The following is a 16983-nucleotide window of genomic DNA, read 5'->3' as shown; positions in this document are numbered from 1 at the left end:
CCGTCAGCCGAGCGCGGCCCGGACCTCTCCGGCCAGCCGCTCGGCGACGTCGCGCGCCTGGTCCTGCGACGGCGCCTCGACCATCACCCGCACCATCGGCTCGGTGCCGCTCGGCCGGATGAGCACGCGCCCGCCGCCGGCCAGCTCGGTCTCGGCCGCGCCCACGGCGGCGGCCAGTTCCGGGGACGTCTTGGCCCGCGCCTTGTCGACGTCCCGCACGTTGACGAGCACCTGCGGCAGCCGCGTCATGACCTTGACCAGCTCGTCCAGCGGACGCCCGCGCCGCGCCACCGCCGACAGCAGGTGCAGCCCGGTGAGGACGCCGTCGCCGGTCGTCGCGTGGTCCAGCATGATCACGTGGCCGGACTGCTCGCCGCCGAACCCGAACCCGCCGTCCTTCATGGCCTCCAAGACGTACCGGTCGCCGACGGCCGTCTCCACGACCGCGATGCCCGCCTCGCGCATCGCGTTCTTGAACCCGAGGTTCGACATGACGGTCGCGACGACCGTGTCGGACTTGAGCCGTCCGGCGTCGCGCAGCTCCAGCGCGAGGACGGCCATGATCTGGTCGCCGTCCACCTCCTCGCCGGACGCGGTCACGGCCAGGCAGCGGTCGGCGTCGCCGTCGTGCGCGATGCCCGCGTCCGCGCCGTGCGCGAGGACGGCCGCCCGCAGCGCCTCCAGGTGCGTGGAGCCGCAGCCCTCGTTGATGTTGAGGCCGTCGGGGGCGGTGCCGATCGTGATGACGTCGGCGCCCGCGCGGCGCAGCGCCTCGGGCGCGACCTCCGACGCGGCGCCGTGCGCGCAGTCCACGACGACGCGCAGCCCGCGCAGCGACACCGGCACGGTCGAGATCAGGTGGGCGACGTATTGTTCGACCGCTCCATGCGCGTCCCGGACGCGTCCGACACCGGCCCCGGTCGGCGGCTCCCACGCCTGGTCCAGGACGGCCTCGACGCGGTCCTCCATCTCGTCGGCGAGCTTGTAGCCGCTGCGGTCGAAGAACTTGATGCCGTTGTCGGGCGCCGGATTGTGCGAGGCCGACAGCATGACGCCGAGGTCGGCGTCCAGCGCGCTCGTGAGGTAGGCGACGGCGGGCGTCGGCAGGACGCCGAGCCGCAGCACGTCCACCCCGGCGGACGCGAGCCCGGCGACGACGGCCGCCTCCAGGAACTCGCCGGACGCGCGGGGGTCGCGCCCCACCACGGCGGTCGGCCGGTGCCCCTCGAACGCGCCCGCCTCCGCCAGGACCCGCGCCGCCGCGACGGACAGGTTCATGGCCAGCGGGGCGGTCAGGTCGCGGTTGGCCAGCCCGCGTACGCCATCGGTCCCGAACAGACGACCCACGATTCAACTCCCGGTGAGACGAAAAGACCGCGCGGGGCCGCCGGAGTCGTACTCCGGCAGCCCCGCGCGATCGAATCCACTGCGCAAGGGTAGTGGTTAGCGCTTGCTGTACTGGGGAGCCTTGCGGGCCTTCTTGAGACCGGCCTTCTTCCGCTCGGGAACGCGCGCGTCCCGGGTGAGGAAGCCGGCCTTCTTCAGCGCCGGGCGGTAGTCGATGTTCGAGAACTGCAGCGCGCGCGAGATGCCGAGGCGCAGCGCGCCGGCCTGGCCGGTGGTGCCGCCGCCGGAGACGCGGACGAGGACGTCGAACTGGTCCTCGAGGCCGAGCAGGACGAACGGCTCGTTCACGATCTGCTGGTGGACCTTGTTCGGGAAGTACTGGTCCAGCGTGCGGCCGTTGATGGTCCACTTGCCGGTGCCCGGCACGATCCGGACGCGGGCGATGGCCTGCTTGCGGCGGCCCGTGCCGGCGGCGGGGCCGGTCGCGACGGGCTGGCCGAGGAGGCCGGAGTCGCCGGTCTCGGGGGTCTCGGTGGTGTACTCCGAGGGGGCTTCCTCGTAGCTGTCGAGGTCGGCGCCCTCGGGCGTTTCGATGCCGGACTGCTCGGTCACGTGCTCTCCTGTTACTGGTCTTCTGGCCGGGGCGGCGGACCCGTGTTCGGGTGCCCCGGCGGCCGCTTTTTCTGTTGTGCTCGGACTGCTAGTGGGCGATCTGCTTGACCTGCGAGATCTCGAAGGGAACGGGCTGCTGGGCCTGGTGCGGGTGCTCCGGGCCGGCGTAGACCTTCACCTTGCGGAACATCTGGCGGCCGAGCGTGTTCTTCGGCAGCATTCCCTTGATCGCCTTTTCGACGGCCTTGCGCGGGTCCTTGTCCAGCAGGTCGCCGTAGGAGATGGACCGCAGGCCGCCCGGGTAGCCCGAGTGGCGGTAGGCGCGCTTCTGCTCGCGCTTGTTCCCCGACAGCGCCACCTTGTCGGCGTTGATGATGACGACGAAGTCGCCGGTGTCCAGGTGCGGCGCGTAGATCGGCTTGTGCTTGCCCCGCAGGAGCTGCGCGGCCTGGCTCGCGAGCCGCCCGAGGACGACGTCGGTGGCGTCGATGACGTGCCACTGACGCTGCACGTCGGCGGGCTTAGGGGTGTACGTGCGCACGGTCGTAGACCTTCGTTTCGTTTGTCGGCTTGCCTTCGATCCTCCGCCCACCCCTTCGCGTGACGGGTGAACGCCTTGCGGCGGCAGTGCCCGCCAGGCCGACCGGTTGCGGAAACCCGGCGAGGCGCGCGCGAGGCCGGACGCCGGAGTGCTGAGGATCATGCGGTGTACCGGCACCGGCCGCGCTTCTTCACCGGTCCTGCGGACAGGCGTCGACACATACCACGGCCTCCCAGGGTATCGGGGGCGCCGGAGAGCGTCAAAACGCACGGCCGCCGTGCAAGAACGGACTTCCCCGACAAAACACCTGACTTTCCTCCGAACTTCGCGGTAGAGTCCCGCCGAACCCTCGGCTGCCGCGGCGCTCCGCCCGGCCCGCCCCCCGGGAGCCTCCGCTGACCTCCTCCCGCCCCCGGACCGGAGTGATCGCCGCGTCCGTCACCAGCGCGGGCCTGGCGCTCGCCGCCGGCGTCGCGCTCGACCGCGTCGTGCTCGCGCCCTCGCCCCGCCCGACCCCCGTGGCGGCCGTGGCGTCCCGGCAGCCGGAGACCCCCGCCGCGCCCGACACGGCCCGTCCGGCGCCGTCCCGCACCGCGCGCCGCGACCTCGGCGAGAACGCTCCCCCGCTGAAGCGGCTGCGGCCGTCGGCGTCGGCCTCCCCCTCGCGCGCGGCCCGTCCGGGCGGCGCCCCGACGCGTCCCGCCGCGCCCAACGCCCGATCGGTCGAAGCGCTCGTGGTCACGCTGACGAACCGGGAACGGGCCAAGGTCGGCTGCCAGGCGCTGCGCCCGGACCCGCACCTCAGGAAGGCCGCCCGCGCGCATTCCGCCGAGATGGCCGCGAACAACTACTTCGACCACGCGTCCCGCAACGGCGACTCGCCGTGGGACCGGATGCGCGAGGCCGGTTACGGCGCGCCGGGCGCGGAGAACATCGCCCGCGGGTACGCCACGGCCGAGGCCGTCGTGCGGGGCTGGATGGGGAGCCCCGGACACCGCGCGAACATCGTCAACTGCGGGCTCCGCGCGATCGGCGTCGGCTTCGCCCCCGGGCCGGGCGGGCCGTGGTGGACGCAGGATTTCGGCTGGTCATGACGGGTGGCAAAGGTCATGTCCCCGGCGTTCGCCCCCGGGTGACGGCGCACGTCGAGTAGGGTCACCGGCATGGGTTACCCGGGTGATCACGGCGTTCCCGGCGGCCGGACGACGGACCGCGGGACGCCCGCGGGGGCGCACGAGTCCGGTCCGCACGGGCCGGAGCAGGCCCCCTTCTTCGGCGCCGGCGACGAGCCGTGGCGTCCGCAGCAGTCCCCCGCGCAGGGCGCGCCGTGGGACGGCGGCGGCACGCCCCCGCTGGGCGCGCCGCCCGTCGCCGACGACCTCGGCACCCCCGTCGCGGGGCAGGCCACGCGGACGTTCACGGCGCCGTCCGGCGGGTTCGCCGGGGGCGTGCCGGAGGCTCCGCAGCCGCCGTCGTACGAGCAGCCGTACCAGCCGTACGAATCCCAGCCGTACGGGCAGGGCGCGTTCGGTCACCCGTCGGACGAGCCCGTCCGCCCCGCGCCGCCGAGCGGCGGCGGGAAGGGCCGGACGCCGCTGGTCGTCGGCGCGTCGGCCGCCGCGTGCCTGGTGCTCGTCGGGGTCGGCTACTTCGGGTCGTCGCTGCTGAAGGACGACAAGAAGCCCACCGTCGAGAAGTCGCCGCAGGCCGCGCCGACCCGCCGGGTGAAGGTCACGCCGCCCGTCCCGCCGCTGGACCCGGTCAAGCTCCGCAGTCGCGCCACCGACCCCAAGCCGCTGACGCTGCGCGAGGTCTTCGCCAAGCGGACGTTCACCGCGGGCGGCCAGAAGTACACCCGGACCGCCTGGACCGCGGGCAAGTGCGCCACGGCCGTCGGCGGCCCCGCGTTCGCCGCCGCGCTGAAGAAGGCGGGGTGCTCGCAGGCGCTCCGCGCGACGTTCACCCGCAAGGACGGCAAGCTCATCGGCACCGTCGGCATCCTCAACCTGCGCACCGAGAAGGCCGCCAGGTACGCCGAGCGGGCGTCCGCCGTGAAGGCCGCGCACCTGGTGGCGCTGCCCGGCGCGGGCCCGACCGCCAAGATCGGCAAGGGCGAGGCGCTCGGAAGCGCGCAGGTCAAGGGCCACTACCTGGTGCTGACCTGGGTGCAGCGGCCCGACGGGAAGAAAATCCCCACAACGTACAACAAAGTCGTCACGACGTTCGGCCAGCAGGTCATCAAGGGCAGTAACCTCGGCTTCGCCCTCGCCTACCGGGAGACCGAAGGCAGACCCTTCAGGAACTGAGCGTTATGAATACCCTTGCTGGCCATGTCTGGATCTGACGACGGACGGAACCCCGCCCGGCCCGACGTCCCGGCCAAGGAACCGGCGGACGGCGCCGGGCCGTCGGCGCCGCCGAGCTTCGGCGCGGCTCCCCCCGCCGACCCGGCCCGGAGCGCCCCGACGTTCAAGCTCGACAAGCCCTGGTGGGCGTCCGACGACACGACCGCCGACGAGCCCGAACCGTCCGCCTTCCCCCCGGCCGCCGAACCGCCGAGCGAGCCCGACGACACCGAACCGCTGCCCGCACAGCAGCCCGTCCGCCCGACCGAGGCCACCGGCCCCCTACGCCTGCCGGACGCCCCCGAACCGCCTCGCCCGCTCGGTGCCACCGGCCCTCAGCGCCCCCAAGAGCCCGAGGACGCCGACGAGCCCTCCCGCCCGACCGAAGCCCCGGGCCGGCTCGGGGCCGCCGGCCCGCTGAGCGCCCAAGAGCCCGCGCGCGACACCGACGCGACATCAGGTTCGGCCGAAAGCACAGGCCCGTTCGGCACCCCCGGAACCGGCCGCCCAACGCGTGACGTCGACGAGCCGCCGCGTCCGGCCGAGGGCACGGGACCGCTGAGCATCCCCAGAACCGGCCAGCCCTCGCGCGACGCCGACGAGCCCGCCCGCGAGATCGGCGAACCGCCGCGCCCCGCCGAGGGCACGGGACCGCTGAGCACCCCCGGCACCGGGCCGCTGCGGGCGTATCAGCCCGCGCGGGACACCGGGGAAAGCCCGTTCAACCGGCCGCCGCGTGCGGGCGAGGGCACCGGGCCGCTGCGGGCGGCCGATCCGCCCGGTGTGACGCTGGCGGCGGCTGCGGCCAAGCCCGTGGTCCCGCCGTCCGGCCAGGACGCGCCGGACGGTCCCGGCGGGCTGCCCCTTCCCGGGCTTCAGCCGGACGACGGGCCGCCCGTCCATCCCGCCGGGCCGATGGCGGCCGGGCCGAAGGGTCCCCGGCGGCGTGGCGCGCTGATCGGGGCGGGCGCCGTCGCGGCCGTGCTCGTCCTCGGCGCCGCCGGATACGCGCTGGCCGGCGGCGACGACGCGAAGAAGGCCGCGCCGACGCCGACCCGTCCGGCGCCCGCCGCGTCGCGCACGCACCACGGCCAGCCGCCGCTGAGCCCGACCGCGCCCGCCGCGCCGTCCCGGATCGACAACGAGCGCACCGACCCCGGCCCGCTGGCGCTCACCGCCGTGTTCCCCACGGCGACCGTGACGCTCGGCGGACGCGGGTACGTCCGCGACCGCTCGTCCGTCAACCACGAGTGCGCGCTGACGGCGCGCGGCGCGATGGCCGCGACGCTCGTCAAGGAGAAGTGCCGGGCGGTCGTGCGGGTCACGTTCGTCGACCGGGCGAAGACGGTGGCGATCACCGCCGGGGTGGCCGTCCTGCCGTCCAAGGCCGCCGCGCTGCGCACCGGACGGGCCGGCGACCCGAGCCGCTACGAGTGGTTCCGCGGGATGCAGGGCAAACGGTCCGGCCAGATCGACCGGGCCGGGGGCTACGCCGCCGCGACGATCCGCGGACGGTACGTCATCTACGCCTACGCGCAGTACCTGAAGGGGCGTCCGGCGTCCGGCGGGCCGAACCTGAAGACCGTGGCGCGGCAGTTCATCGACTACACCGTCCGGCCGGTCGTCGCCCGCGCCTAGCTCAGGCGTCGGCGGCGAGCGTCCGGACCCGGCGGGTCTGCCGCGCCCGCAGCGCGAGCCCGGCCGCGTCCGGGTAGCGGACCTCCTCCAGCGTGAGTCCGTGCGCGGGCGCGACGTTCACCGCCGAGTCCCGGACGCGCGCCGCGAGCACCTGCGCGGGCCAGCCGGTGTCGCGGCGCCCGTCCCCGACCATGAGCAGCGCGCCGACCAGCGCGCGGACCATCGAGTGGCAGAACGCGTCCGCCTCGACGGTCGCGACCGCATATCCCGACGCGTCCCGCTCCCACGCCAGCCGCAGCAGCTCCCGGATCGTCGTCGCGCCCTCGCGGCGGCGGCAGAACGCGGCGAAGTCGTGCTCGCCGCGCAGCAGCGCCGCCGCCTCGTCCATGCGGGCGATGTCCAGCGGACGCTGATGCCACAGGACGTCGTGGCGGCGCAGCGGGTCCACGCCCATCGGGTTGTCGCAGACGCGGTAGGCGTAGCGGCGCGACAGGGCGGAGAACCGCGCGTCGAACCCGTCCGGCGCCGGGGCGACGCGCCAGATCCGCACGTCGGACGGCAGCAGCCCCGCGAGCCGACGCGGCAGCGCGTCGCCGAGCCGCGCGTAAAGGTCCGCGGCCAGGTCGACGTGCGCGACCTGCCCGCGCGCGTGGACGCCCGCGTCGGTGCGTCCCGCGACCGTGAGCGACGGCGGCGGATCGAGGCGCAGCGCGCGTCCCAGCGCCTCCTCGATGACGCCCTGGACCGTCCGCTGCGCGGGCTGACGCGCCCAGCCCGCGAACCCGGCCCCGTCGTACCCGAGGTCGAGCCGCAGCCGCACCGGCGTCCCGTCGTCCATACAAGCCCCTCGAACGGCCAGGCCCGCCGCCCCGGATCGGGACGGCGGGCCTGGCGGCGTCACGTCGCTCAGCTCTGCTCCGCCTTCGGAGCCTCCTCCTCGTCGGTGGCCTCGGGGGCCTCCGACTCGGCGGTGACCGGCGTGGTCTCCTCGACGGCCTCGGGCTCGGCGGGCTTCGTCGCCGTCGCGGCGGCGAGCTGCTCCTGCACCAGCTCGATCACGGCCATCGGGGCGTTGTCGCCCTTGCGCGGCCCGATCTTGGTGATGCGGGTGTAGCCGCCCGGACGGTTCTCGAACCGCGGCGCGATCTCGGTGAACAGCTCGTGCACCACGCCCTTGTCGCGGATGACCTTGGCCACCTGGCGACGGTTGTGCAGGTCGCCCTTCTTGGCCTTGGTGATCAGCCGCTCGGCCAGCGGACGCACCCGGCGAGCCTTGGCCTCGGTCGTGGTGATGCGGCCGTGCTCGAACAGCGCCGTCGCCAGGTTGGCGAGGATGAGCCGCTGGTGCGCGGCGCCGCCGCCGAGGCGGGCGCCCTTGGTGGGCTGAGGCATGGTGTTCCCTTTCTGCACCGGCCGTGTCAGGTACCGGTGTCAGCCGAACCCCCGGGACCGGACGGCCCCGGGGGTGTGCGTTCTCAGTACTGCTCGGTCTCCGCGTACCCGCCGTCGTCGTCGCCGTAGGAGTCGGCGGCGGCCGACGGGTCGAACCCGGGCGGCGAGTCCTTCAGCGAGAGGCCCATGTCGTTGAGCTTCTGCTTGACCTCTTCGATCGACTTGGCGCCGAAATTCCTTATATCGAGAAGGTCCTGCTCGCTGCGGGCCACCAGCTCGCCCACCGAGTGGATGCCCTCGCGCTTCAGGCAGTTGTAGGAGCGGACCGTGAGGTTCAGCTCCTCGATCGGCAGCGCCAGGTCGGCGGCGAGCGCGGCGTCCGTCGGGGACGGCCCCATGTCGATGCCCTCGGCCTCGACGTTCAGCTCGCGCGCGAGCCCGAACAGCTCGACCAGCGTCTTGCCGGCGGACGCGACGGCGTCGCGCGGCAGCAGGGACTGCTTGGTCTCGACGTCCAGGATCAGGCGGTCGAAGTCGGTGCGCTGCTCGACGCGCGTCGCCTCGACCTTGTAGACGACCTTGAGCACCGGCGAGTAGATGGAGTCGATCGGGATGCGGCCGATCTCCTGGCCGGGCTGCTTGTTCTGCACCGAGGAGACGTAGCCGCGACCGCGCTCGACGGTCAGCTCCATCTCCAGCTTCGCCTTGTTGTTCAGCGTGGCGATGTGCAGGTCGGGGTTGTGCACCTCGACGCCCGCGGGCGGCGCGATGTCGGCCGCGGTGACCTCGCCGGGACCCTGCTTGCGCAGGTACATGACGACCGGCTCGTCGTGCTCGGACGAGACGACCAGCTCCTTGAGGTTCAGGATGATGTCGGTGACATCCTCCTTGACCCCCGGGACGGTCGAGAACTCGTGCAGCACGCCCTCGATGCGGATGCTGGTGACCGCCGCGCCCGGGATGGACGACAGCAGCGTGCGCCGCAGCGAGTTGCCGATGGTGTAGCCGAAGCCCGGCTCCAGCGGCTCGATGGTGAACCGGGACCGGTACTCGTCCACCTGCTCTTCGGTGAGGGTGGGACGCTGAGCGATGAGCATGAATGCTCCTTGTTCCCGCGGTGCCCGCTATTTGACGACCGCGTTCGGTGTGAGTTACTGCGTTCCCGCCGGGGCCGGCACGGAACCGGCCCCGGCGGGGAAAACCCCTACTTGGAGTACAGCTCGACGATCAGCTGCTCCTGGACGGGGGCGTCGATCTGCTGCCGCACGGGCAGCGAGTGGACGAGGATCCGCATGCGCTCGGCGTCCTGGCCCAGCCACGCCGGGACGGGACGCTCGCCCGCCTCGGCCTTGGCGACCTGGAACGGCGTGCTCTCCAGGGACTTGGCCTTGACGTCGATGATGTCGGCCTCGTTCACGAGGTAGGACGGGATGTCCACCTTCTTGCCGTTGACCCGGATGTGGCCGTGGCGGATGAGCTGCCGGGCCATGTCGCGGGACTTGGCGAACCCGCCGCGGTACACGACGTTGTCCAGCCGGCGCTCCAGCAGCGACAGCAGGTTCTCACCCGTCTTGCCGCCCTGGCGGTTCGCCTCGACGTAGTAGTTGCTGAACTGCCGCTCCAGCACGCCGTAGATGCGCTTGGCCTTCTGCTTCTCGCGGAGCTGCAGCAGGTACTCGGTCTCCTTGGGACGACCGCGGCCGTGCTCACCCGGCGGGTAGGGCCGGATCTCGATGGGGCACTTCGGCCCCACGCACTTGCTGCCCTTGAGGAACAGCTTCATCTTCTCCCGACGGCACAGCTTGCAGTCGGCACCGGTGTAACGAGCCATGATTCCTAGATCTCCCCTGGCCTCAGACGCGCCGGCGCTTGGGCGGGCGGCAGCCGTTGTGCGGGACGGGCGTGACGTCCTGGATCGAGCCCACCTCCAGGCCGGTCGCCGACAGCGACCGGATGGCGGTCTCGCGGCCCGAGCCCGGGCCCTTGACGAAGACGTCGACCTTGCGCATGCCGTGCTCCATCGCGCGCCGGGCGGCGGCCTCGGCGGCCTGCTGGGCGGCGAACGGCGTGGACTTGCGCGAGCCCTTGAACCCGACGTGGCCGGAGGAGGCCCAGGAGATCACGTTCCCGTTGGGGTCGGTGATCGAGACGATCGTGTTGTTGAACGTGCTCTTGATGTGGGCGTGCCCGTGAGCGACGTTCTTCTTCTCCTTGCGGCGCACCTTCTTGGCGCCGACACGGCTCTTGGGAGGCATCTGCTCTCTCTACGGTTGAGGTCGTCGATCCGGCGGACCCGAATCGGTCCGGGCGGACTACTTCTTGCCGGCCTTCTTCTTCCCGGCCACGGTCTTCTTCTTGCCCTTGCGGGTGCGCGCGTTGGTCTGGGTGCGCTGACCGTGGACGGGCAGGCCGCGCCGGTGCCGGATGCCCTGGTAGCAGCCGATCTCGATCTTGCGGCGGATGTCGGCCTGGACCTCGCGGCGCAGGTCGCCCTCGGTCTTGTAGTTGGCCTCGATCCAGTCGCGGAGCTTCACCAGGTCGTCGTCGGTGAGCTGGTGGACCCGCAGGTCGCCGCTGACCCCGGTGCCCGCGAGCGTCTCGTGCGCCCGCGTGCGGCCGATGCCGAAGATGTAGGTGAGAGCGATCTCCAGCCGCTTGTCGCGCGGGAGATCGACGCCGAGGAGGCGTGCCATCGTGGGCAGTTCCCTTCATTTGCGGAGGTATCTGGCGCATCGCGTCCGCACACACCCTGCCCGGGTGGCGGCCCCGGCCTCCGTCGCCGAGGGTGGTCCCTTCACACGGCCGTGCCGTACGACCTACGGGCCGTACGGCGGACGGGTGAAGACTGCGATGCGTGGTACGTGCGCCGGGGCGATCAGCCCTGGCGCTGCTTGTGGCGCGGGTCGGTGCAGATGACCATGACCCGGCCGTGCCGCCGGATGATCCGGCAGTTCTTGCAGATCTTCTTGACGCTCGGCTTGACCTTCACTGGGTCTCCTCGGAAGTCAGGGTCACCCCCGCGCCGCCACGCGCGGGGAAGGCAACCCCAGTGGGTTCTACTTGTAGCGGTAGACGATGCGACCGCGCGTGAGGTCGTAGGGGCTCAACTCCACGACGACGCGGTCGTCCGGCAGGATCCGGATGTAGTGCATCCGCATCTTGCCGCTGATGTGGGCGAGTACCTTGTGCCCGTTGTCGAGTTCCACCCGGAACATGGCGTTCGGGAGGGACTCGATGACACTGCCCTCGATCTCGATGGCACCTTCTTTTTTCGCCATGTCCTCCGCGCTTCGCTGATCGGCTCTTGGGACGCCGGTCCGACCGCCCGCGACGGGCCCGGACGGGCGTGCGTCGAGGGAAGGGCCGCGACCTGGAGGCGCACCGACGAAGGCGCGGAAACGAAGGAAGGCGGCCGAAAACGAACCGGCACAGGAGTGTACGTCACCGGGCCACCGATTGCGAAACCGACACATGACCCGGCGGCGGAGACCGCTCCCGATACCAGCATACCTCGCTCGCGCGTTGTACCTTTCCAGGAGAGACACGTCCAAGGAGGATCGGCATGCCGAGCTATGACTTCGCGCTGATCCTCAGCCGTCCGTTCTACGAGGAGGAGCTGGACCCCCTCTTCGACCGCACGCGCGGCGACGTCACCGTCTCCATCGTGACCGAGGCGCAGCACGCGGACCGTCCGGGCAACGCCTCGTGCTCCTGGTCGGCCCGGACGCTCGCCGCGGCGATCATGGACGTGGTCGCGCACGTCGAGGAGAGCGCGCCGGGGGTCCGGGTCCTGCGGGTGGAGGCGGACCCGCTGCTGACCATGCGGGACATCGCCGACCGCACGGGACGCTCCATCGACTCGGTACGGCTGTCGATCACCGGGGCGCGCGGGTCCGCGCGCGGCCTCGGCCGGAGCCCGGACGAGCGGTTCCCCGCCGCCGAGATGTCCACCGGCGGGCACCGGCTGTGGCGCTGGTCGAAGGTCGCCGCCTGGTACGGCGTCGAGGACCCGGTGCTGCGCGAGGCCCGGCCGACGGCCCGCGCGATCAACGGCTGGCTGGCGCTGCGGGACGTCGTCCCGGACATCGCGCCCGCCGCCGACGACGTCACGACGGCGCTGTCCGCGGTCGTCCACGTCGCCTGAACCCCGGTCCCCTGAACCCCGGTCGCCTGACCTCGGGTCGCCCGAACCCGGGTCGCCTGACACCGGTTTCAGAGCGCGGCGAGGTCGGCGAGGCGGTAGGCCACGTTGAGCACCGCGTAGACGATCACGCGGGCCGGGTGGCTGCCCGCGGCGGCGTCGTAGCGGCCCGTCCCGGCGATGAGCCGCAGCTCGGGCTCCTCGACCGGGCCGTGGACGCGCGCCTCGGGGTACTCCTCCCACGGCACGCTCTCGGCCTCGGTCACGCGGAACACCGCGACGGTGTCGTCCGCCCGGACGATCCCGACGATGTCGCCGCGCGTCAGCTCGCCGAGCCGCGCGAAGCCCCGGTCGGGCGTGCCGAGCGGGTTCCCGACGATGACGGCGGCGCCGGGACGGCCGGGCGTCGGTCCGGCCGCGTACCAGCCCGCGAGGCCCTGCTCGTCGGCGGGCGGCGCCGCGATGACGCCGCCCGCGCCGCGGCCGACCCCCGCGAGCGGGGCCGACACGCCGATCGCGGGGATCGCGATCGTGCAGGGCAGCGCGTCGCCGAGGGCGCCGGTCAGCGGGACGGGCGCCGTCCGGTCGGCGTGGCCGCCCGTCAGATCGGCGGCCATCGCCGGGAGCAGCGTCTCGCGGCCGAGACGGCAGCCGGGCGGTCCGTGCGGGACGGGCGGGGCGCACCGATCGCGCCCGGTGGGACGGCGGCGCCCCCACGGGCAGCGCCTAGCCACGGAGCCCGCCCCGTGATGTCCGCCCCCGTGATGTCCGACACGGTCTCGTTCCCGCCGGTCGCGCCGGAAGCGGGCCGGTCGCCGTCCAGTGACGCAGCATGTTCCCCCCACCCGGGCGCGGTCGGACGCTCCCGGTCTCCTTCTTGTCCCCGGGGCGAGTCGACAGCCCGGCCAATCGGGGTTAAAGATCGTTCCAGCGCTCCCGCCGGCGACGCCCCCACCCCAGCCGGACTGCACCCGCCGCGGGAACGCCCGACTAGGGGGGTTCTTGATCAATGGCGATCATCGCGCAGCTCAGCGACATCCATCTGGCCGCGGGCCGGGACGGGACCGTGGACGACGGCTCGGGGCCCGTCCGGGCGCTGCGCGCCGCCGTGTCCAGCCTGCTGTCGCTGCCGGCCCGTCCCGACGCGGTCGTTCTCACCGGCGACCTGGCGGACGCGGGACTGCCCGCCGAGTACGCGCGGCTGCACGCGCTGCTGTCGCCGCTGCCGATGCCCGTCTATCCGCTCGCGGGCAACCACGACGTGGTGGACGCGCTGCGGGCCGCGTTCGACGAGCGTCCGGCGGTGGTGGCGAGCGGGTCGCGTCCGGGGGCGCCGCTGCAGTACGCGGTGGACGTGGCGGGCGTCCGGCTGGTGTGCTGCGACACGAGCGTGCAGGGCGGGGCGTCGGGGTGCATGGACGACGAGCGGCTGGAGTGGCTGGACGCGGCGCTCGCCGAGGCGCCCGAAGTGCCGACGATCGTCGCGACGCACCATCCGCCGTATCCGATCGGTATCCGGTTCATCGACGCGATGCGGTTCGAGAACCACGACGTGTTCGCCAAGATCGTGTCGGGGCATCCGCAGGTCGTGCGGGTGATGAGCGGGAACGTTCACCGGGGGTCCGCGGGGTCGTTCGGCGGGGTGGTCTGCACGACGTGCCCGAGCACGTACCGGCAGTTGTTCCTGGACCTGACCCAGCCGGGGCACGCGGCGGTGACCGGGGAGCCCGCAGGGTTCGCGGTGCACCTGATCATGACGGATCCACCGGGCACCGCAACCACGCATTTCGTACCAACCGGGAGCTATCGCCCGTTGATGGACGTTGAATGATCTATCCGCTTTTTAATGTTCACCGTGGAACGCATGACTTTCAGCGGATAATGGCAAGGAATTGGTGATGCGGATGGTCCCGGGCACGATTCCTGAGTAGCTTTGTGCCAGGCAATCGAGACCCCCCGGAGATCGCCGTGGCACTGATGCGTGCGACATTCGAGACCCTGCACGTCTTCGAGGACGAGGAAGCCGGTGACACCCGCATCGGCCTGTACGCGACGGTGCGCGACGCGACCGGAACGACCCTCGCCGAATTCCGCTGGAACCATCGCAACGGTCCCATCGAGGACAACTTCTCCTACGCCCTGGACGGCGATCTGGCCTTACCGAGCGTCGTCCCGTTCGACCTGACCGGGCTCGGGTCGATCACCGTCAAGGCGTACACCGACAACGACGAACAGTGGCCCGACGAAGGGCACCACGAGAACTTCCTCGGCGAGGCGACGCTCTCGATCGACAGCCGCGAGGCCAGTTCGCTCGGGCAGCTCGTGTTCGGCCCGACCACCACCGACAACGGCCACACCGGCATCGTCGTCGTCGCGACCGTGGAACTGGTGCCGACCGCGAATCGCGCGCACGTGCGGCTCGTCTTCAAGGATCTGCTGATCTTCGACGACGAGGAGAGCGACTTCACGCACATGGCCGTCTACGTCCGGGCGTCCGCGCCCGCGCAGAACGGCGCGCCCGCGATCGACACCGAGCTGCTGCGCTGGAACAACAACGGCGACCGCATCTTCGACGAGGCGCTGTTCTCGCTCTCGGTCGGCACCCCGACGACCGTCTTCGACCTGGACCTCGGCGGGCCGACGTCGATCTTCATCGAGGCCTACAGCCACGACGACGACCCGTGGCCGAGCGCCGACAACTACGAGAACTTCCTCGGGCGCGTCCTGGCCGTCGTGGACCCGGCCGACGACACGACGCTCGGCAGCCTGCGCTACGGCCCCACCCAGACCGACGAGACCCACAACGGGTACCTGGTCACGCTCAGCGCCGAGGCGCTGCCGCCGACCGCCGCGCCCGACCTCCAGATCACCGGCGTCGAGGTCACCCAGGTGGTGCAGGCGTTCGACATGCAGGAGATCCCGGACAACGGGCTGCCGCTCATCGCCGGGAAGGCCACGCTGGTCCGCGCCTACATCGACTCCGGGATCGAGCCGGACGAGGCCGGCGGCGGCGCCGTGGCCGGGGTCGACGGGACGCTCACGATGAACGACGGCGCGTTCACGGCCATGGCCGTCGAGAACATCACGGCCCGTCCCATCGCCCAGGTGGACCGCGGCAACATCCACGACACGCTCAACTTCCAGATCCCGGCGAACAAGGTCGTCGCGGGGAAGGCCACGTTCGTCGTGCAGGCGACCGTCGGGACCAACGTGAGCAACCCGTTCCGGCTGGAGGTCGACTTCATCCCGACCGACGTGCTGAACATCTTCGTCATGCGCGTGGCCGTCGGGACGATCGCCGCCCCCACCGCGCAGCAGTACTTCGCCACGATCAACACGCTGCCGCTGCGCTACCCGATCGCCGACGACACGTCCACGAGCATCCTGTTCTGGACCGTCAACGGCGGCCGTCCGCTCAGCGTCAACTACGACCTCAGCAAGGAGAAGGGCCAGAACCAGCTCCTCGACGACCTGCACGACACCTACGAGGACTACGCGTCCCGGGAGAGCCAGCGCCTGTACGCGATGGTCGACGCGACGGTGCCGCTCGGCAACATCGCCGGCGCCTCCCGTCCCGCGCAGAACGTCGGCTTCGGCGCCCAGAACCTGCGGGCCACCTGCGCCCACGAACTCGGCCACCTGTACGGGCTGCGCCACGCCCCGTGCGGCAGTCCGGCCGACGTCGACGGCGACTACCGCCCGACGAACGGGTCGATCGGGCAGGTCGGCGTCGACCCGCGCGGCACGATGCCCACCGCGTTCCGCGCCACCACCGGCGACCTCATGAGCTACTGCGGCGGCGAGGGCCGGTGGCTCGGCTACTACCACTGGCGCAAGCTGTTCGAGGCGATCCGCGACGCGTCCGCGGCGGGCGCGGCGCTCGGGCCGCTCACGGTCCCGCCGCCGCACCCCGAGCACGTGCCCGTCTCCCGTCCGTTCCCCGGGCCGTACGTGCGGATCCGCGGCGCCCTGAAGCGGGACGGCACCGTCCGCTGGGACCCGGCGCTGCGCACGATGACCCCGCCGTCCGCCCCGCCGGCGAACACGCCCTTCACGGTCTCGCTGGAGACCCTGGACGGCCGGGCCCTCGTGAGCGCGCCCGTGACGGCGCAGTTCCCGTTCGACGACTCCGCCGAGGCGCCGTTCGGCACCCGGCTGCCCTACCAGGAGGACGCCCGGCGCCTGGTGCTCCGCCGCGACGGCACCGAGGTCGGCGCGCTGACGGTGCCCCCGCACGCGCCGCACGTCGTCCTGCTGACCCCGAACGACCGCGCCCAGATCGACACGGCCGGCGTGATGCACCTGCGCTGGCGCCAGATCGGCGGCGACCACGACGCCGACCCGGCCGCGACGTACTTCGTCCGCTTCACCAACGCCGACGGCACGGTGCCCGCCCGCCCCGGCGTCAACCTCACCGGCGACTCCTTCGACCTGGACCTGCGCGACCTGCCGGGCCACGAGAACTGCTTCGTCCAGGTGATCGCGACGAACGGCTACCACACGTCCTACATCCAGACGGGCGCGTTCCCGCTTCCCCTGCGTCCCCCGAACATCCTTCCGATCGCCACGGACGGGCCGCTCCTCGTCGTCCAAGGCGACTCGCCCCAGCACGGCCCGCTCACCGGCTCGGCCATCACCTGGACCGTGGACGGATCCCCCTCCCCGTCCACGGGAGGCTCCTTCGACGTCCGGTCACTGGGCCCGGGAATCCACACCATCGACGTCCACGTCACCGACCCCGACGCCCAGACCACCACGCTGCCCCTGGGCACCTACGACGGCGAGACAGGCCAGCACACCCCGCCCCCGCCCGGCCACTGACCCCCAGGCGCGCCGCCCAACGAGCAACAACCCCGACGATCCGTCGGCCGGTCCGCCCCGGGACCGGCCGACGACCGAACTCCGACCGGGCACGACGGCCACGCCGGTGCCGCAGAACCGACGCCGAAGCGGCGCACGGAAGCCGA

The 16983-nt window shown here is 72.4% G+C and carries 18 protein-coding genes; 6 read left to right on the top strand and 12 right to left on the bottom strand.

Features of this window, described 5'->3' with window-relative positions; all coding sequences use genetic code 11:
* Positions 1 to 3 precede the first annotated feature (3 nt).
* The 3 genes from glmM to rplM form a co-directional block, all read right to left on the bottom strand.
* Entirely contained in the window at positions 4 to 1347 is a 1344-nt protein-coding gene (gene glmM, locus GQ466_RS01325; RefSeq protein WP_161100931.1) for a phosphoglucosamine mutase, read from the bottom strand.
* Positions 1348 to 1443: 96 nt separating this feature from the next.
* Entirely contained in the window at positions 1444 to 1959 is a 516-nt protein-coding gene (gene rpsI / locus GQ466_RS01320; protein ID WP_161100930.1) for a 30S ribosomal protein S9, read from the bottom strand.
* An 88-nt stretch (positions 1960 to 2047) separates the two neighbouring features.
* Positions 2048 to 2500 carry a 50S ribosomal protein L13 gene (rplM, locus tag GQ466_RS01315; protein ID WP_103564357.1) on the bottom strand — a complete coding sequence of 151 codons (453 nt, stop codon included), beginning with the start codon at positions 2498 to 2500 and terminating at the stop codon, positions 2048 to 2050.
* Positions 2501 to 2922: 422 nt separating this feature from the next.
* On the opposite strand from rplM, the gene GQ466_RS32560 reads away from it, so the two are divergent.
* From GQ466_RS32560 to GQ466_RS01300, 3 genes are all read left to right on the top strand, one after another.
* Positions 2923 to 3594, top strand: a complete 672-nt coding sequence (locus tag GQ466_RS32560) for a CAP domain-containing protein (protein ID WP_161100929.1) — start codon at positions 2923 to 2925, stop codon at positions 3592 to 3594.
* 69 nt (positions 3595 to 3663) lie between these two features.
* Positions 3664 to 4806: a hypothetical protein gene (locus GQ466_RS01305; RefSeq protein WP_161100928.1), complete on the top strand. Its 1143-nt coding sequence runs from the start codon at positions 3664 to 3666 to the stop codon at positions 4804 to 4806.
* Between the two features lie 24 nt (positions 4807 to 4830).
* Positions 4831 to 6483 (top strand): hypothetical protein, encoded by a 1653-nt coding sequence (locus GQ466_RS01300; RefSeq protein ID WP_161100927.1) that lies wholly within the window; start codon positions 4831 to 4833, stop codon positions 6481 to 6483.
* A gap of 1 nt (position 6484) precedes the next feature.
* On the opposite strand, the gene truA is transcribed toward GQ466_RS01300, so the two are convergent.
* The 8 genes from truA to infA form a co-directional block, all read right to left on the bottom strand.
* The gene (gene truA / locus GQ466_RS01295; protein WP_161100926.1) at positions 6485 to 7321 is read right to left on the bottom strand and encodes a tRNA pseudouridine(38-40) synthase TruA; all 837 of its coding nucleotides are present in this window, start codon (positions 7319 to 7321) and stop codon (positions 6485 to 6487) included.
* Between the two features lie 68 nt (positions 7322 to 7389).
* A complete protein-coding gene (rplQ, locus tag GQ466_RS01290) occupies positions 7390 to 7875 on the bottom strand; it encodes a 50S ribosomal protein L17 (RefSeq protein WP_161100925.1) in 486 nt (161 codons plus the stop codon).
* Positions 7876 to 7958: 83 nt separating this feature from the next.
* Entirely contained in the window at positions 7959 to 8972 is a 1014-nt protein-coding gene (locus GQ466_RS01285; protein WP_103564363.1) for a DNA-directed RNA polymerase subunit alpha, read from the bottom strand.
* Between the two features lie 107 nt (positions 8973 to 9079).
* The gene (gene rpsD, locus GQ466_RS01280; RefSeq protein WP_161100924.1) at positions 9080 to 9706 is read right to left on the bottom strand and encodes a 30S ribosomal protein S4; all 627 of its coding nucleotides are present in this window, start codon (positions 9704 to 9706) and stop codon (positions 9080 to 9082) included.
* A 22-nt stretch (positions 9707 to 9728) separates the two neighbouring features.
* Positions 9729 to 10130 (bottom strand): 30S ribosomal protein S11, encoded by a 402-nt coding sequence (gene rpsK / locus GQ466_RS01275; RefSeq protein WP_018657564.1) that lies wholly within the window; start codon positions 10128 to 10130, stop codon positions 9729 to 9731.
* Positions 10131 to 10187: 57 nt separating this feature from the next.
* Complete coding sequence (gene rpsM, locus GQ466_RS01270; protein WP_161100923.1) at positions 10188 to 10568, bottom strand: 30S ribosomal protein S13; 381 nt, start codon at positions 10566 to 10568, stop codon at positions 10188 to 10190.
* A 182-nt stretch (positions 10569 to 10750) separates the two neighbouring features.
* Positions 10751 to 10864 carry a 50S ribosomal protein L36 gene (gene rpmJ / locus GQ466_RS01265; RefSeq protein WP_019632585.1) on the bottom strand — a complete coding sequence of 38 codons (114 nt, stop codon included), beginning with the start codon at positions 10862 to 10864 and terminating at the stop codon, positions 10751 to 10753.
* 67 nt (positions 10865 to 10931) lie between these two features.
* Complete coding sequence (gene infA, locus GQ466_RS01260) at positions 10932 to 11153, bottom strand: translation initiation factor IF-1 (RefSeq protein WP_103564366.1); 222 nt, start codon at positions 11151 to 11153, stop codon at positions 10932 to 10934.
* Between the two features lie 284 nt (positions 11154 to 11437).
* Here infA and GQ466_RS01255 point away from each other — a divergent pair, with 284 nt between their 5' ends.
* Positions 11438 to 12019: a hypothetical protein gene (locus tag GQ466_RS01255; protein WP_161100922.1), complete on the top strand. Its 582-nt coding sequence runs from the start codon at positions 11438 to 11440 to the stop codon at positions 12017 to 12019.
* Positions 12020 to 12087: 68 nt separating this feature from the next.
* Here GQ466_RS01255 and GQ466_RS01250 read toward each other — a convergent pair whose 3' ends face one another.
* Positions 12088 to 12633 (bottom strand): sortase domain-containing protein, encoded by a 546-nt coding sequence (locus tag GQ466_RS01250; protein ID WP_161100921.1) that lies wholly within the window; start codon positions 12631 to 12633, stop codon positions 12088 to 12090.
* A gap of 392 nt (positions 12634 to 13025) precedes the next feature.
* Between GQ466_RS01250 and GQ466_RS01245 the strand changes: the two genes are divergently transcribed.
* Both GQ466_RS01245 and GQ466_RS01240 read left to right on the top strand, forming a co-directional pair.
* On the top strand, positions 13026 to 13847 hold the full coding sequence (locus GQ466_RS01245) for a phosphodiesterase (RefSeq protein ID WP_161100920.1): 822 nt from the start codon (positions 13026 to 13028) through the stop codon (positions 13845 to 13847).
* Positions 13848 to 13984: 137 nt separating this feature from the next.
* Complete coding sequence (locus GQ466_RS01240; RefSeq protein WP_161100919.1) at positions 13985 to 16837, top strand: hypothetical protein; 2853 nt, start codon at positions 13985 to 13987, stop codon at positions 16835 to 16837.
* Positions 16838 to 16983 lie beyond the last annotated feature (146 nt).

The organism is Actinomadura rayongensis (assembly GCF_009831215.1).
Taxonomy (GTDB): Bacteria; Actinomycetota; Actinomycetes; order Streptosporangiales; family Streptosporangiaceae; genus Spirillospora; species Spirillospora rayongensis.
The sequence above is the reverse complement of the archived record's forward strand: the minus strand, read 5'-3'. Positions and strand labels throughout refer to the sequence as shown.

Coding starts and splice junctions, on each gene's coding strand:
- GQ466_RS01305 (WP_161100928.1), top strand. CDS start 3,664: ATGGGTTACCCGGGTGATCACGGCGTTCCCGGCGGCCGGACGACGGAC.
- rplQ (WP_161100925.1), bottom strand. CDS start 7,875: ATGCCTCAGCCCACCAAGGGCGCCCGCCTCGGCGGCGGCGCCGCGCAC.
- GQ466_RS01255 (WP_161100922.1), top strand. CDS start 11,438: ATGCCGAGCTATGACTTCGCGCTGATCCTCAGCCGTCCGTTCTACGAG.
- GQ466_RS01285 (WP_103564363.1), bottom strand. CDS start 8,972: ATGCTCATCGCTCAGCGTCCCACCCTCACCGAAGAGCAGGTGGACGAG.
- rpsM (WP_161100923.1), bottom strand. CDS start 10,568: ATGGCACGCCTCCTCGGCGTCGATCTCCCGCGCGACAAGCGGCTGGAG.
- GQ466_RS01250 (WP_161100921.1), bottom strand. CDS start 12,633: ATGGCCGCCGATCTGACGGGCGGCCACGCCGACCGGACGGCGCCCGTC.
- rpsD (WP_161100924.1), bottom strand. CDS start 9,706: ATGGCTCGTTACACCGGTGCCGACTGCAAGCTGTGCCGTCGGGAGAAG.
- rpsK (WP_018657564.1), bottom strand. CDS start 10,130: ATGCCTCCCAAGAGCCGTGTCGGCGCCAAGAAGGTGCGCCGCAAGGAG.
- GQ466_RS01300 (WP_161100927.1), top strand. CDS start 4,831: ATGTCTGGATCTGACGACGGACGGAACCCCGCCCGGCCCGACGTCCCG.
- GQ466_RS01245 (WP_161100920.1), top strand. CDS start 13,026: ATGGCGATCATCGCGCAGCTCAGCGACATCCATCTGGCCGCGGGCCGG.
- truA (WP_161100926.1), bottom strand. CDS start 7,321: ATGGACGACGGGACGCCGGTGCGGCTGCGGCTCGACCTCGGGTACGAC.
- infA (WP_103564366.1), bottom strand. CDS start 11,153: ATGGCGAAAAAAGAAGGTGCCATCGAGATCGAGGGCAGTGTCATCGAG.